A 16723-nucleotide genomic window follows, 5' to 3' on the forward strand; every position below is an offset into this window, starting at 1 on the left:
CCTCCACACTACATTGCTGCTTCTGATTTAAAAGCTTCATATCCATTTTGTTCAATTTCTTTAGCTAATGTTGCATCTCCTGTTTTAACTATTTTTCCATTAACTAAAACATGAACGTAATCAGCTTTTAAATTTTCAAGTATCTTAGTATTATGTGTTATTATTAAAACTCCATTTTCTTCATTTGCAAACATCTTTATCCCTTGTGAAACTATTCTTATAGCATCAACGTCTAATCCTGAATCTGTTTCATCTAATATTGCAAGCTTAGGATTTAGCATAAGCATTTGTAAAATTTCATTCTTCTTCTTTTCTCCACCTGAGAAACCTACATTCAGGTATCTTTTTGCATATTCATTATCCATTTTTAACTCTTTCATATTATTCTTTAAGTCTTTATCAAACTTTAAGAATTTAAGTAATTGTCCGTCCTTTGCTGTTTTAGCACTTCTTATAAAGTTTTCAACAGTTATTCCTGGAACTTCTTCTGGATGTTGGAATGATAAAAATAATCCTTTTTTCGCTCTTTCATCAGTTTTAAGTTCTGTAATATCCTCACCTTCAAATGTAACTTCGCCCTCAACTTGCTTGTATTTTGGATGAGCCATTAATGTATTTGCTAGTGTTGACTTTCCAGCACCATTTGGTCCCATAATTACATGTATTTCACCTTTTTTTATTTTTAAATTTAACCCCTTTAATATTTCCTTTCCTTCTACCGCTGTCTTTAACCCATCTATATTTAATAAAACATCACTCATATTTACATCTCCTTAATTTTATATTTAAGTTTATTTATATTTAAGTTTATTTAAGTTTATTTAATTCTTATTAGTTCACTCTGAATTAATTATATCATACTAAACTGCTCAGATTTAATCAACTAATATTTTTTTTAATTTGACTTATAATTCCTAATTATTATTTAATAACTTTTATTATCTTAATTTTTCTACTTTTTATTTTCTTATAAAATAAAGGCTTATTCAAACGAATAAGCCTTACTTTTACATCATTCCTATTATCATACCAACTACATAAGGTACTAACCAAACTAACCAAACTGTAATACTAAATTTATGAAATGTAGCTTTTTTCTTTTCATCATTTTTATATAAAACCCATGTTGCCCATCCAGCATGAAATAACATCAATACTATAGCTAATGCTCCAGTAATACCATGTATTGTTTGAGAAATATTAGATGCCTCTTTTATTCCTTCTTGTGCTATTTTACTCATTGTTAATGTTCCTAATGTATCAAAAATTAGACCTAGCCAAAAAATCATGACATGCTTTTTTTCTAAGCTTTTTGCTTTCCTTTCTCCAAATACTCCTATTGTATAAAATACTAGAGCTAATGTTATTGTTACTATAGCCAAAATTAATTTTGAATCCATTTTTCATCCCTCCAACTTTAGTTTGCACACAAACTATTTAGTTTGTATGCAAACTATTATAATCTTTAAATAGAAATATGTCAATAAGATAAATTAGTTAACTACTAATTTATCTTATTGAATATTTTTTATTTTATTTTTTATCCTTCTTAACTCCTCCATTACTCTTTGCCCTTCTTCATCAGTAAAACTATCAAACACCTTATCAAAGCTTTCGTTTATTTTACTTCTAAATTCTTTAGCAAATTCTAATCCTTTACTAGAAAATCTAACATAAGTATTTCTTTTATCTCCTTCATGTTTTATTTTCTCAACATATCCCATTAACTCTAACCTCTGTACAATTCCTGAGACTGTTCCTTTTGCTAAAGACATTTCTTCACAAAGTTGTGAAATTGTAACTTCCTTGTTATGTCCAATTATTTTTATAACCATTATCTGCTGATGGGTTAATCCACTATCTTTTAGGCTACTACTTATTATATTCATTGTATTTGCATATATCTCTTTTATTAACATGGCCATTTCAAAGGAATCAAATTTACTCTTCATATTCTCCTCCATATTATCTATAATTCTTTTACTAATACATATCTTCTTAGTCCACCATATTTAATTTTATCTCTTTTAATTTCATATCCCAAATTTTTAAATGTATTTACACTATATTTATTATATGGTGATGCTGTTGACGTTAATAGCTTAACTTTTTCATTTTTTGCTATATCTTCAACCTTCCCACAAAGTATTTTTTGAAGCCCATTACCTCTATAATCACTTCTAACTACAGTTGATTCAACTTGTCCTACATCAAGCAAACTTTCACCTTCTAAGTCTAAATCATAACCATAGTTTCCTTTTTCATATCCTTTTTTTATATAAACTGCCATTGCAATTAAATCATCTTTTTCATCTAAATATCCTATTACTTTTGCTCCCTTTTCAAAATACTCTATAAATTCTTCTTTATCAGTTGGAGCATATAATTGCTTATCTTCTAGGTCTTCCATTATTATGTCTTGTAATTTCATTATTTCTTCTATATAACTTAAATCAAGCACTTTGTAACTTGCTTTTACTGTACTTCCACTTTTATTTTTTAACATTAGTATATTATCCATTGTAGTATACCTCCTTACAAATTATATAATATCATATTTTAATAGTAATAATACTTTTTATAATAAAAACAGGAATATTTCTTTATATATCCTGTTTCATTTAGATAACTGCATTATTATTTTACTAATTTCATATATTAATAAGTTTTATCTTTAAAAAAATCAAATATTTTTTCTATATATGGAATTAGTATATCGTCATTTTCTAAATAAAGTTCATGTTTTCCATTCTCAAATCTAACTAATTCACAGGATTTACACTTCTTAGAAAATTTATTCTCTCCCTTTTTGCCAACTAGTGAATCTTTCCCTGCCTGAAAAATTAAAACTGGTATATTTATTTTAGATATATTTTCTTTTTTAAATATAGATTTAATTGCTTTAAGTGATTCATATAACCATACGAAAGAGCCTCCACCTCTTTGAATATTTGAATTACATATTACTTCTTGATAGTAACTCCTATACCTGTTCTCATTAGATGTATGTGAAAATAAAAAATCATAAGTACTTTCAAAGGGCATATTCCCAAATATAAACTCATCTCCCTTACCTAGTAAAATAACTATTTTACTAATTATTCTTGCCAAGAAATTAGGTATTCTACCTATTGATATTTCTAGCATTGGAGAAGACAATACGGCTTTTTTAAAATAATCTGGGTATTTTTCTAAAAACATTGCACCTATAGCTCCCCCCATAGAGTGAGAATATAAATATATATTATTACTTTTTTTCACTACATTATCTATAAATTTTTTCAAGTCATCAACATAATAATTAAAATCTTCAACGTTAACTTGAGTTTCATGTCTTTTACCTAAGTTTCCTGATCTACCATGTCCCCTATGCTCCATTATAAAAACAGAATATCCTTCTTTTATAAAGTAATATATTATTTCTGTGTACTTTTCTATGCACTCTGTAAATCCATGAGAAATAATAATTTTGCCCATTTCATTTTTCACTTTAAATTTTTCATAATATATTTTTAAGTTATTTTCTCCTTTAAAATGTCCCTTTTCTCTTATATATTTAAGATGACTTTTTACATTTTCAACTATATCTTCATCCATTCCAAAATTATAGAAATATTCTCTTTTATTGTTTATATCTTTAGCTTTCATATCCAGCACCTCTATATACAATAATCCTTAATATTTTGTCTCTTTTTCTAGATTCTATTCCAGAAAAGTCCTATATCCTTATAATTAAGAACATTTTTAAAGGCTATAAATTTATATAAAATAAAAAGGGTGTAATAAACACCCAAACTTCAGCTTTAACTAATTATGAAATTTTGTATTGCTAGTAATGCTTTTACATCTATATTTTCATTAGAATTTAAAAGTTCCCTTGCTTCATTCTTTGATAGCATCATAACTTCTATATCTTCATCTTCTTCTAAATTTTCAGTTGACATAATACCATCACAAAGACAATTTACAAGTGCAACTGATTCGTCAGTCATACCTACTGAAACATATACTTTTTCTTTTGTCTTTGTATAATCTATTTCTATTAAATCTAATCCTGTTTCTTCCTTTAGCTCTCTTTTTACCGCTTCCTCAAAGCTTTCTTTTCCATCAATAAGACCTGCTGGCAATTCTATAACGTAATCATTTATAGGTACTCTAAATTGTCTTATTATAACTAGCTTTTCTTCTTTAATATGCTTTGCAATTATTACTACAGCGTCTATTGTTTCATTTCCACCATTAAAAAATTTATTATTTATTGTTTCTAAATTCTTTCTTGATGCTATGCTCCAATTTCTTAAAGTACCACTTTTGTTTATGTATTCTGCATTATATAACTTTAAATATTTTGTATCTGCTAGTGTTGTTAATTTATTTACTCTTACTTTACTCATAATACCAACTCCATTATTTTTAATGCTCTATAAAATATTATATATATAATATTTTTATTTTACAAATGATTTAGTATCTATATCTAATGTCAAAAACATTATTGTTTTAAAATTATATTATCTGTATAATATTTCTTAACAAACAATTGAAGGATGTGTAAATTTGAAGGAAGTAAATAATAAACTTAAACAAAATATTTTACTCGGAACATATTTAATTATTCTTTACTTTATACTTTTAAATATAAAGTATATATCATCTACATTCGGAAATATTTTAGGAATTATAAAGCCATTTATAATTGCTTTTGCAATGGCATTTGTTCTTAATTTACCAATGAAGTTATTTGAGAATAAAGTATTCTATTTTTTAGATAACCAAAAATCTAGTTTTGTTAAATGCTTAAAAAGACCTCTATCTATTTTAGCAACATTTATTACTGTTATAGGCCTAATAATAGCTTTAGCTTTATTCGTTATTCCTCAGCTTGTTTCCAGTATATCAACTTTACTTGAAACTGTTCCTGACTATATAAAATCATTTGAAGCTTTAATTAATCAATATGCTTCATCAACTGAAATACTTGAAAATGTATATAATACTTTAGTCAGCACTTGGAGGGAATTACTTAAGGTTTTTGGACAATTGCTAACAACATCTCTTACAGGAATATTAAATACTACTGTAAGTATAACTAGCGGAGTTATAAATTTTGTTCTTTCTATAGTATTAACAATCTATATGCTGGCTAGTAAAGAAACTTTAATATATAATTTCAAAAAACTTTTATATGCTTTTACAAAAAAACCTTTGGCTGATAAGATAATAAACATAGGTAGGCTTTCAAATATAACCTTTTCCAAATTTATAACTGGACAATGCATTGAAGCCTTTATATTAGGAGGTCTTTGCTTTATAGGTATGAATATTTTATCTATGCCTTATGCTTTATTAATTAGTGTACTTATTGGAGTTACTGCATTAATTCCTGTTTTTGGTGCATTTATAGGAACAATTCCTGCTGTATTCTTAATTCTTATAATTAATCCTATACAAGCACTTTGGTTCATCGTATTTATATTATGTTTACAACAATTTGAAGGTAATGTAATATACCCTAGAGTAGTTGGTAATTCTGTTGGATTATCTGCAATTTGGGTTATGCTTGCCATGTTAGTTGGCGGAAGTACTTTAGGATTAGTTGGTATGCTGATTGGAATTCCAACCTTTAGTGTTGCTTATCAACTTATGAAAGAACATACAAATAAAAGGTTAAAAAATAATCACATAGAAATTCAATAAGGAAGTGAGAGAAATCTCACTTCCTTATTAAATTTCATCTATTTTCTTTAAAATTTCATCACATATTTTATGAGTTTCCAAAGCATCTTCTATTGTTGGATTTGGCTGTATCCCTGATTCTACAGCCCTTATAAATTCATTTATTATACTTTCAAAACCTCTTCTATATAAGATAGTATCCCAATCTTTAAATCTTATATTCTCTTCTACATTATTTATCAATATCTTTGAGTCCATTAAATTTTTAACTATTACCTTCTTCCCTGACGAAGTATATTCCAGTTCTTCTTCATTAGCCCCACTATCCCTATTCATCATAGCTATACATGTTGTATTTTTAGTAGTCATTGTAACAACTAAATTATAAATTAATCCATCTTTTTTCGATCCATTTACATTTATTGTTTCTATATCATCACCTGATAAAAACCTTAGTGTGTCTATAACATGAATAAAATCATCTAAAACAAATACTATTGGATCCTTCGGACTATTTACTCTGTTTTTCTCTAGTTTAATAACTGAAGGATTAACATAGTTTTTTAGATTTGAGTACATAGGTGCAAATCTTCTATTAAATCCTACCATTAATATTTTATTTGCATCTTCTGCTAATTTAGAAACTCTTATACTGTCTTCATAACTGTAACTTATAGGTTTATCAACATAAACATGAATATTATTTTTTAAAAGCGTTTCTATTATATCAACATGGCTTTCTGTTGATGTATGAACAAAAGCAGCATCAATATTCCTACTAATTAATTCATCTACTGTGGATACCGCTTCACTTACTCTATATTTCTTTGATAAACTATTTAACTTTTCCTTATTACGAGTGCAAAAAACTATTTCTATTCCTTCTATAGCCGTAATAACAGGAAGATAAGCTTTTTCACATATGTTTCCCAAACCAATTATCCCTATTTTCATTAGCCTTACCTCTCTTAAAATATATTTTTATTATATTTTAGCATATATTAATAAATCCTATAATTAAGTATCTTATATATTTTCTATTTCTAAATTATATAAAATAAAAGTGAGAAGCATTTTTCCTCCCACTTAAATTAAACTATCTAATTTATCTTTATTTTCTTGTATTACTTCTATAAACTTTTCTGCAATAATTGAGTCAAATTGACTTCCACTACACTTTCTTAATTCTATAATAGCTTCATCATAAGTTTTTCTCTTATTATAAGGTCTATTTGATGTCATTGCATCAAAACTATCTACTACTGTAAGTACTCTTGCTAAATAAGGTATCTCTTCACCTTTTAGCCCTCTTGGATACCCCATACCATTATACTTTTCATGATGATGTAGTATAATTGGTATCATCTTTTCTAATGATTTAACTGGTCTAATAATTTCAACACCATTTTCTGAATGTTGCTTTATTATCTCCCACTCTTCAGATGTTAGTGGCATCTTTTTCATTAGTATTTCTTGAGATATATTTATTTTACCTATATCATGCATATATGCTCCATATATTAGTGTATCCTTATCTATTTTGTTTAGATTTAATTTTTCTGCTAATAATCTACTGTATAATACTACTCTCTCCGAGTGACCATATGTAAATTTATCCTTAGCATTAATAACGCTTATAAGTGTTTTAATTGATGTAACTAACTCTATGTCTTTTTCATCAATATCATTTTTTAATTCATCCAATATCGATGTATACGTTTCAACTCTATTTTTATTAAAAAATTTAGCTCTATATAGAGCATCATCAGCACTTTTTATAAGATCTACATCATTTTTAGCTTTATCTGGATAAACAGAAACTCCCATAGAAGCTGTTAATGATCCTCTTGGCTGATTTTCCTCTCCATAAAACTTAGTAGTTTCTATAATATGCCTTATATTATCTGCAAATAATATTGCCTCTTCCTCAGTAGTATTAGGTAATATTATTGCAAATTCTTCTCCTCCATATCTAGCTGCAATATCATGCTCTCTCATATTTTCTTTTAATATATTTCCTATACATCTTAAAACTTCATCGCCTTTTTGATGTCCGTATAGGTCATTGTAATGTTTAAAATAATCTATATCAACAAATATCATAGAAACTTTTTCTTTTAATTTCTCTGATAATGTTATTTTCTCTTTCAATGCATCATGGAAATACCTATGATTAAATACTCCTGTTAATCCATCTTTATTTACAAGCTCTTCTAATTTACTTATATGTTCCCCTTCAATTTTAACATAAAAGCCCAAAGGCCATGCTGTGAGGAAAAATATTCCTGATAATATCAAATCATTTTGAAAACTCTTATTAACAGATGAGTAAGAGCCATAATAAATATCAATTCCCAAAATTAAAAATGATGATATTGAAGCAACAATTAATCCATTCCTTAATCCTAACTGTATAGTTGAACTAGTTATTATAAATAAAAATATATACTTATATTCACTTTGATAACCTCCTGAAAAGATTACTGCTCCAAAGAATATCGCAATAAAAACTAAATTTTCTATAAAGATAATTTTTCTGTATTTCTTTTTATTTATCTTATCATTTAATGAAAATGACCATAACACATATATTGCTAATAATAATAGCATCACAACCCCTAATGCCATAAACATAATTTGTTGGTACACTAAATTATCTAAGAACTCATTATCATTAAAAAAATATTGAAAAAATATAATAGCTGTGAACATTAATGATGCTAATTTTACTATTGAAACTATATCATTTATTTGCTTTCTTTTGTCTTTATCTATTTTATTCAAATTGTTCACCTCATAATCATTTGAATAAAGATCGGAAAAATCCGACCTTTATTTAATTACTCATCTCTTAAAGCCTTTGGTTCTTCTGGTTGATACATAGCCCAGAAGCATGCTGATGTAGATACTACAGATGCGATTACTGTAGCAAAAGCAGCTACTGCCATTAATACTTTATTATTTAATCTTTTCATTTCTTTTCCCCCCTTATCATATAAAAGATTTTTATAAATACAGAATCTATTATATTAACTAAAATATGCCCATATTTGGTTAATGTAAATACTTGCCATAATAATCCTATGTATATACAAGCTGAATATAACAAGAAAATTTCATTTTTACCTATGTAATATACAATTACATTAAACGCCACAATAATCATGTAAGTAGATAATATTATAATAGATCCTTTTTTTAAACTTTTTATTTTTTCTTCTTTTCTTATTGGCTTATTAGGGCTATCCACAGGTGCTAACTTATAAATAATTATTAGTGAAATAACATATAAAATAATTCCTATAAAAATTATATAATTATTATTGAAACTTATATTTTTAGTTATATAAGCTGGGATTACTGATACTAATACTCCAACTACTGCACAATTAAAAGCTGTACTTGCATGTGCTCCGCCTGAAAATTTTCTTAAAATAGCTACAACAAAGGAAATTATTAAAGCTTCAATCATTACATTAAAAATTGTTCCTATTATTGCAACTAATAATATTGATATACTCATATGAAAAAATGCAAATAATCCATACTCTATAATACTAGTCTTATCTTCATCTAGATTTAATTGATTTTTTAAATTATTTGATATATTTTTACATATTAATTCTAAATTCATATTTTTTTAAGCTTCCTTCTTTTTTTATTTATAATATAAAAAATTGATATTATAATTGCTGTAATTGTCAATGATGGTATTCCTAATAAAGTTTTATTAATTGGATCTTTAAATAAAGTTTCTAAATCAAGTTCCATAAGATTAAGTATTAAAACATTTATTGCTTCAGATATTAGTTGAACTAAATATGTAAATATAATACTTTTTATCGCACTAATAACATCTATCTTATTATAAGAAATTATTATAAATAATAAAATTAAGACAGATAAAATCATATGTACTCCATAGCTTATTGGTAACATTCTAGCAGTATAAATAATTAGCGAAAACATTATACTCGTTATTAAATATTTTTTCTTATTTATTTCTGTTTTCGAGAAAATATAAACTGCAAATATAACTATAAAACTTTCTGGTATCGCTCTTAAAAAAAATTCTATTGGATATAATCTTAGCATCTTTTGTCTCCTTTACAAAACACTTATTTTTTCTTCTTTTGATTTATTTAATAATTTTACTACATTATATATTATTATGAAAACATATAACCTAATAAATATATCTCCAATACTAAGTACACTATATCCTATATCAAATATATCTGTTAAAGGTTTTAATTTTGTTGTAGAGTCTCCAAATATATGTATATCGTTTACTTTATTAAAGGCGTCTGGCTTTGCATATCCAGTAAAATATGAAAGTGTAGGAAATACCGGCATATATCCATTATTAGCCCAAATTGCTACATCATTTAATATTCCTCCAATCATAACAAATACTGATCCTAGTATAGCTGATATATACTGTTTATATGTAAATATTAGTGGTAAGTAAGAACATAAATATAGAGTTTTTAATATGCCAACATAGTTTATTACAACATAATTTTCCCTAAAAATATTAATTTGTACAATTAAATAAATTAACTCCATTACCATCACTGGATATATGGACCAATTCTTAAATAAAGGTTTTAATTTAAAACCTTTTATTTTACAAAATATGAATGAAATTAATATAGTTTCTATCATATCTTACCCTTTCCATATGTATAATTATAAAGTTTTATTGTAAATTATTCTTAATTAGTTATAATACTATATTCTTTTAACTATAACAATTATACTATCAATTGTTATTCTCTTCCATACTTTTTTTTCGACTAACCCGCTTTTTTTCATATTTTTACTCATATTTTATTTTTTACTGATTTTATTGTAATAAAAAAGGAAACCTATAGTTTCCTTTTTATTTAAGCATTATTATTTTTTTCCTTTCTACCCTTTCACTATATTTAATAATATCTTATTTTTTATAATTTACATGTAATATATGATGCGCTATATAACTATTTGGCTTTTGTAAATATTCTTTATACAACTTATCTATCATAGGATTTTCATGCGCTTTTCTTATTTTCTTATTTTTATCTTCATTATATATAGCATTCATCCTTCTTTTTAATATCTCTCTATCAGATTTTATAAACGGTTGTCCTCCACCATCAATACATCCACCTGGGCAAGCCATAACTTCTATAAAATGATATTTTGATTTTCCATTTTTTATTTCGTCCATTATTTTTTTAGCATTTCCAAGGGAGCTGACAACAGCTACATTAATATCTCTGCCATTTAAGCTTATTGTAGCCTCTTTAAGTCCCTCTAACCCTCTAACATTTTCAAAATCTATTTTTTCTAATGTTTTTCCTGTTATCCATTCATAAGATGTTCTAAGGGCAGCTTCCATAACACCTCCACTAGTTCCAAATAAACTTCCTGCTCCACTTGACACTCCTAATGGATTATCAAATTCTGCATCCGGTAAACTTTTTATATCTATTCCACCTTCTTTTATTATCTTAGCAAGTTCTCTTGTAGTTATAACTAAATCTACATCCTTTATGCCTTCATTACTAATCATTTCCTGTCTATTTGCTTCAAACTTCTTGGCTATACAAGGCATGATTGATACTACAAATAAATCATCTCTTTTTATTGAAAGCTCTTGTGGAAGATAATTTTTAGCTATAGCCCCAAACATTTGTTGAGGTGATTTGCAACTTGACACAAAATTCATATTGTCTGAATAATTATTTTCAGCATAATTCACCCATGCTGGACAACAACTAGTTATAAGTGGTAAATTTTCTCCTAATGTAAACCTCTCTATAAATTCATTTGCCTCCTCCATTATTGTTAAATCAGCTGCAAAATTAGTATCAAATACTTCATCAAACGATAACATTTTTAATGCACTTACAATTTTACCAGTAGACAACTCCCCTGATTGTAGTCCAAATTCTTCTGCAAGAGCTGATCTTACAGCTGGTGCAATTTGAGCAACAACATATTTATTAGAATCATCTAGAACTCTCCAAATATCCTTATAATCACTCTTTTCTCTTAGTGCACCAGTTGGACATACTGCTACACATTGTCCACAATAAGTACAATTCGTATCTTTTATAGGATCATTTGAAAATGTTGAAATATTAGTTCCAAATCCTCTATCAGCAACTGTTATAGCATGTACTTTTTGTACTTCATTACAGGTGGTTACACATCTTCTACATAATATACATTTATCTCTATCTCTTATAAATCCATCTGAAATGTCCAAATCAAAATTTACACGTTCACCTTCATACCTATCATCATTAATACCTAAATCTGCTGCTAATTTTTGTAGTTCACAATTTGTATTTCTGTCACAATTTAGACAGTCCTTTGAATGATTTGATAACAATAATTCTGTAATAGTTCTCCTTGCTTTAATTGCTTTAATAGAATTAGTCTTAATTGACATACCACTTTTTACTTCTGTTGCACAAGAAGGAGCTAATCTTTTCCAGCCTTCTACTTCAACTAAACATACTCTGCAAGTTCCCTTACAATTTCTTGTGTTTCCATCTGCCATATACATATTACATAATGTTGGAATATTTATATTTAATTTTTTTGCTGCATCTAACATACTTGTCCCTTTTTCAACTTCTAAATCTATACCATTAACCTTTATACTTACCATTTTAATTTTCACCTCCTAAGCTTGTTTTTATTATGGCTTTAGTCGGACATGCTTCATAACATAAACCACACTTTATACACTTCTTAACATCAATTACATGCTTTTCTCTAATCTTTCCTTTAATAGCTAATACAGGACATGCTCTTAAACATTTTGTACATCCTATACAGTTATCTGCAACTTCATATTTAACTAATCCTTTACAAACCCCTGCTATACAAGTCTTTTCTACTACATGATCTTTATATTCTTCACCAAAAAACCTTAAGGTACTTAAAACTGGATTTGGTGCTGCTTCTCCTAATCCACAAAGTGATGATTCCTTAACTACTTCACATAGTTCTTTAAGTTTTTCTAAATCCTCTTCCACAGCATTTCCCTCTGTGATTTTCTTTAATAATTCTAATATTCTCTTATTTCCTATTCTACAAGGGGTACACTTACCACAGGATTCATCTACACTAAACTCTAAATAAAATTTTGCTATATCAACCATGCAGTTATCTTCATCCATTACTATCATTCCACCAGATCCCATCATTGAACCAATTGATGTTAAAGTATCATATTCTATAGGCAAATCTAGATATTCTTTTGGAATACATCCACCTGACGGTCCACCAGTTTGTATGGCTTTTAGCTCTTTATCTCCTAATATTCCTCCACCAATTTCGTATACTATGTCTCTTAAAGGCATTCCCATTGGGATTTCTACAAGACCAACATTATTAATATTACCTGCTAAGGCAAATACCTTTGTTCCAGTTGATTTTTCAGCTCCTATTGAGCTATACCACTTTGCCCCATTGTTAATTATTTGACTAACATTTGCAAAAGTTTCTACATTATTAACGCATGTAGGTCTTTGCCACAGTCCTTTTTCTGATGTTCTTGGTGGTTTCATGGTAGGCTCTCCTCTTAATCCTTCAATTGAATGTATTAATGCAGTTGCTTCTCCACATACAAAAGCACCTGCTCCATATTTGATTTGAATATCAAAATTAAAGCCTGTATCTAATATATTATTCCCCAATAATCCAAGCTTCCTTGCTTGATCTATTGCTATTTTTAATCTATGAACAGCTAAGGGATATTCTGCTCTTATATATATATATCCATTATTTGATCCAGTAGCGTAACCACAAATAGCCATTGCCTCAAGAACTAAGTTAGGATCTCCTTCCAAAATAGCTCTATCCATAAAAGCTCCTGGATCTCCTTCATCAGCATTACAAATTACGTATTTTATATCTCCAATAGCTCGTCTAGCAGTTTCCCACTTTCTACCTGTTGGGAATCCACCGCCCCCTCTTCCTCTAAGACCTGATTCACTTATCTCTTTTACAACTTCTTCTGGAGTCATAGTGGTAAGAACTTTTCCTAATGCTGTGTAAGCTCCAACTGCTAATGCATCTTCCATATTTTCAGGATCTATAACTCCACAATTTTTTAATGCTATTTTCACTTGCTTCCTATAAAATGGGATTTCTTCTTTTATTTTTATTCTTTCTTTCGTTTCCTCATTCTCGTAAAGTAACCTATCAACAACTCTACCTTCTAATATGTGGCTTTCTATTATTTCTTTAACATCTTCCTCTGTTACTTTTATATAAAATACTCTATCAGGCATAATTTCTATTACTGGCCCTTTTGCACAAAATCCAAAACATCCTGTCATTATTACTTTTATATCATTTTCTAGATTTAATCTAGATATTTCTTCATTAAATGCTCTTAAAATATTATCTGCATTTGATGCTTTACAGCCAGGTCCACCACAAATAAGTATATGCCTTTCTTTTATATTACCTTTATTAAATTTATCAGGATTTTGTCTAACCTCTATATTTTTTTTACATTTCTCAACCTTTTCTAATAAATCACTATAATTAACTACTCTTTCCATACTAACCTTGCTCCCTTAAATTATTTATTAATTCATTTACTTGAGGCTTAGTAAAGTATCCATATACCTTATCATTTACAAGAACTACAGGTGCAATTGCACATGATCCAACACATCTTAATGTATCTAATGTAAATAGTCCATCTGATGTTGTTTCTCCTTCTTTTATTCCTAATATTTTTTTAAAGTCTTCTAAGATGTCACAAGCACCTCTTACGAAGCATGCAGTTCCAGTACAAATACTTATTACATATTTTCCTTTTGGTTCTGTGGAGAAATAAGAATAAAATGTTATTACACCATAGACCTTTGATACAGGTATCTTTAACCTCTCCGCTATATATTCCTGTACCTCTCTTCCAAGATATCCATATAAGCCTTGTGCGTGATGCAATACAGCGATTAATGAGCTTTCATCGTTGTTTCCTTCTTGGATAAATAATTCTAAATCTTTAAATTTGCCACATATATCTTTCAAATTATCTCCCCCATTTTTCTTAATTTTATAAATTTTCTAAATATTTCAACTAATTAAATATTAACATATTTTTTATTATTTTTAAATATATAAGATTAGATATTGTTATTTATATCACACTAAAAATTTATATTCTTTTATATCTATTTTATTCTCCTTTTAAAAAATAAAAAAGCTATATCTTAATGACAATTTGCCTAAGACACAGCTTTAAAATTTATTTATTTGAATGTATATTAAAATGTTTTATTATTAATTTACTGTTTTTAAAAACTCTTCTTTAAAGATAGCCATAAGTACTTCATCATGATAGCTTCCATTTCTATATAGCTCTTTCTTTAATATGCCCTCTTCCTTAAATCCAATCTTCTTATAACATGCTATAGCCCTATCATTAAAAGAAAATACTTTTAACTTTACTTTATTCATATTTATTTCTTCGAATATAAATTTCAGCAGAGTTCTTAAAGCATCACTTCCATATCCCTTGCTCCAATACTCTTTATCGCCAATCATTATACCTATTACACAATTTCTATTTTTTATATCCAACTCATTAATACTACACCCACCTATATATTTACCACTTTTTATATCTTCAATTGCAAAATCATAAGTGAAGTCTCCTCCTGCTTTTCTACTTTTTATCCATTCCTCTTCTTGCCACTTAGTAATTGGAAAAGGAACATTAGAATCCAAAAGCTTTTTAACTTCTTCATCATTTATAAATTGTGTTGCTCTTTCTATATCTTCTTCCTTATAAGCCCTTAATTTAACCATTTTACCTCTATACATATATTCCGCCCCCTTTTAGATATTTCTAAATATAATATCATTTAAATATTTGCGAGTCAACGTATTTATAACTTTCTCTATTAACTTCTAATTTAAATCTATTTATAATTTATATTTTAAATTTCTATATAAAAAAAGAACTCCTATGGAGCTCCATGTTATATTTATTTTTAAGTTCTATTACCTTTTTATCAATAATAATATTATTGATATGGCGCTAAAGGCTAAACTAACCATATTAATATATGTTACTACTTGTTTTGGAGTAAATCCCTTTGCCTCTAATCTATAGTGTATTTGACTTCTATCTGCTTGATATACAGGCTTTCCATCTAAAAATCTTTTAACTATAACAAAAAGATTATCAAAAATAGGTATTGCTAATGCTAAAACAGGTATAAATAAACTCGCTAGTGTTGCCTGTTTAAAGGCTCCATCTAGTGCTATTATACTTAAAATAAATCCTAAGAAATTTGCACCTGAGTCACCCATAAATATCTTTGCTGGATACTTATTATATAGTAAAAATCCTAAAGTTACTCCAGATACTATTAATGACATACTAATAGATTCACTTTGATTTAATATTATAGCAGCTCCAACAAAAGTTATAGATGAAATTAATGATAGCCCACCAGCTAATCCATCCATACCATCAGACCAGTTTATAACTGTTGTTACTCCAAATATCCATGTAATTGTAAGCAAAAATTGTATAGCTCCTGATAATTCTACGTACACTCCTGTAAATGGATTTGCAAACCCCCTAAAAACTATTCCAGCTTTAAATATAATAAATGCTGCTAATAATTGAACTATTAATCTTGGATATATAGGAAACTCTTTTCCTCTGGTTTTAAAACTATCGTCTATTAATCCTATTAATAAAATTAATGATGATCCTATTAATATCCAAATTTTTTCTCTTAATGGTGTATAATTATTAACTGTAAAATATACTATAAAAAAACCTATAAACATAGATAACCCACCACAAAGTGGAGTTTCGCCCCTATGTTTTTTCCTTTTAGTTGGTTTATCTGTAAAACTATATCTAAAAGATAGTTTAATTAAAAATGGTGTTATTAAATAAACTATTAAAAACGCTAATATAAAAGATAGTATATATTGCATAATTTACTCCTTAACTCTCAAATGCTACTTATTTATTATGTTAATTAAATCATTATCTTATTATACT

At 27.4% G+C, this 16723-nt stretch carries 18 protein-coding genes; 1 reads left to right on the forward strand and 17 read right to left on the reverse strand.

Annotation, left to right across the window (positions count from 1 at the left end; all coding sequences use genetic code 11):
• Window positions 1-8 precede the first annotated feature (8 nt).
• From sufC to ACH36K_RS17235, 6 genes are all read right to left on the reverse strand, one after another.
• Window positions 9-761, reverse strand: a complete 753-nt coding sequence (gene sufC, locus ACH36K_RS17210) for a Fe-S cluster assembly ATPase SufC (protein ID WP_411168817.1) — start codon at window positions 759-761, stop codon at window positions 9-11.
• 246 nt (window positions 762-1007) lie between these two features.
• On the reverse strand, window positions 1008-1400 hold the full coding sequence (locus ACH36K_RS17215; protein ID WP_411168818.1) for an HsmA family protein: 393 nt from the start codon (window positions 1398-1400) through the stop codon (window positions 1008-1010).
• A 114-nt stretch (window positions 1401-1514) separates the two neighbouring features.
• Window positions 1515-1952, reverse strand: a complete 438-nt coding sequence (locus ACH36K_RS17220) for a MarR family winged helix-turn-helix transcriptional regulator (RefSeq protein ID WP_411168819.1) — start codon at window positions 1950-1952, stop codon at window positions 1515-1517.
• A gap of 17 nt (window positions 1953-1969) precedes the next feature.
• Window positions 1970-2521: a GNAT family N-acetyltransferase gene (locus ACH36K_RS17225; protein ID WP_411168820.1), complete on the reverse strand. Its 552-nt coding sequence runs from the start codon at window positions 2519-2521 to the stop codon at window positions 1970-1972.
• Between the two features lie 137 nt (window positions 2522-2658).
• Window positions 2659-3648, reverse strand: coding sequence for an alpha/beta fold hydrolase (locus tag ACH36K_RS17230; RefSeq protein WP_411168821.1), 990 nt, complete (start codon window positions 3646-3648; stop codon window positions 2659-2661).
• Between the two features lie 155 nt (window positions 3649-3803).
• Window positions 3804-4394, reverse strand: coding sequence for an NUDIX hydrolase (locus tag ACH36K_RS17235; protein ID WP_411168822.1), 591 nt, complete (start codon window positions 4392-4394; stop codon window positions 3804-3806).
• 163 nt (window positions 4395-4557) lie between these two features.
• Here ACH36K_RS17235 and ACH36K_RS17240 point away from each other — a divergent pair, with 163 nt between their 5' ends.
• Window positions 4558-5697 carry an AI-2E family transporter gene (locus ACH36K_RS17240; protein WP_411168823.1) on the forward strand — a complete coding sequence of 380 codons (1140 nt, stop codon included), beginning with the start codon at window positions 4558-4560 and terminating at the stop codon, window positions 5695-5697.
• Window positions 5698-5724: 27 nt separating this feature from the next.
• Here ACH36K_RS17240 and ACH36K_RS17245 read toward each other — a convergent pair whose 3' ends face one another.
• From ACH36K_RS17245 to ACH36K_RS17295, 11 genes are all read right to left on the reverse strand, one after another.
• Entirely contained in the window at window positions 5725-6630 is a 906-nt protein-coding gene (locus tag ACH36K_RS17245; RefSeq protein ID WP_411168824.1) for a Gfo/Idh/MocA family protein, read from the reverse strand.
• Between the two features lie 132 nt (window positions 6631-6762).
• Entirely contained in the window at window positions 6763-8460 is a 1698-nt protein-coding gene (locus ACH36K_RS17250; RefSeq protein WP_411168825.1) for a diguanylate cyclase, read from the reverse strand.
• 56 nt (window positions 8461-8516) lie between these two features.
• On the reverse strand, window positions 8517-8651 hold the full coding sequence (locus ACH36K_RS17255; RefSeq protein ID WP_047000973.1) for a cyclic lactone autoinducer peptide: 135 nt from the start codon (window positions 8649-8651) through the stop codon (window positions 8517-8519).
• On the reverse strand, window positions 8648-9310 hold the full coding sequence (locus ACH36K_RS17260; protein ID WP_411168826.1) for an accessory gene regulator ArgB-like protein: 663 nt from the start codon (window positions 9308-9310) through the stop codon (window positions 8648-8650). Before ACH36K_RS17260 ends, ACH36K_RS17255 begins: the two co-directional genes overlap by 4 nt.
• The gene (locus ACH36K_RS17265; RefSeq protein ID WP_411168827.1) at window positions 9307-9771 is read right to left on the reverse strand and encodes a hypothetical protein; all 465 of its coding nucleotides are present in this window, start codon (window positions 9769-9771) and stop codon (window positions 9307-9309) included. The genes ACH36K_RS17260 and ACH36K_RS17265 overlap by 4 nt, the downstream gene beginning before the upstream one ends.
• 12 nt (window positions 9772-9783) lie before the next feature.
• The gene (locus ACH36K_RS17270; RefSeq protein ID WP_411168828.1) at window positions 9784-10344 is read right to left on the reverse strand and encodes a DUF5317 family protein; all 561 of its coding nucleotides are present in this window, start codon (window positions 10342-10344) and stop codon (window positions 9784-9786) included.
• A gap of 274 nt (window positions 10345-10618) precedes the next feature.
• Window positions 10619-12349, reverse strand: a complete 1731-nt coding sequence (locus ACH36K_RS17275; RefSeq protein ID WP_411170725.1) for an NADH-dependent [FeFe] hydrogenase, group A6 — start codon at window positions 12347-12349, stop codon at window positions 10619-10621.
• Window positions 12345-14249: an NADH-ubiquinone oxidoreductase-F iron-sulfur binding region domain-containing protein gene (locus ACH36K_RS17280; protein WP_411168829.1), complete on the reverse strand. Its 1905-nt coding sequence runs from the start codon at window positions 14247-14249 to the stop codon at window positions 12345-12347. The genes ACH36K_RS17275 and ACH36K_RS17280 overlap by 5 nt, the downstream gene beginning before the upstream one ends.
• 1 nt (window position 14250) lies before the next feature.
• On the reverse strand, window positions 14251-14727 hold the full coding sequence (locus ACH36K_RS17285; protein ID WP_411168830.1) for an NAD(P)H-dependent oxidoreductase subunit E: 477 nt from the start codon (window positions 14725-14727) through the stop codon (window positions 14251-14253).
• Between the two features lie 252 nt (window positions 14728-14979).
• Window positions 14980-15522 (reverse strand): GNAT family N-acetyltransferase, encoded by a 543-nt coding sequence (locus tag ACH36K_RS17290; RefSeq protein ID WP_411168831.1) that lies wholly within the window; start codon window positions 15520-15522, stop codon window positions 14980-14982.
• A gap of 180 nt (window positions 15523-15702) precedes the next feature.
• Window positions 15703-16656: an MraY family glycosyltransferase gene (locus tag ACH36K_RS17295; RefSeq protein WP_411168832.1), complete on the reverse strand. Its 954-nt coding sequence runs from the start codon at window positions 16654-16656 to the stop codon at window positions 15703-15705.
• Between the last annotated feature and the right edge of the window lie 67 nt (window positions 16657-16723).

Source organism: Clostridium sp. MB05 (assembly GCF_046581255.1).
Taxonomy (GTDB): Bacteria; Bacillota; Clostridia; order Clostridiales; family Clostridiaceae; genus Clostridium.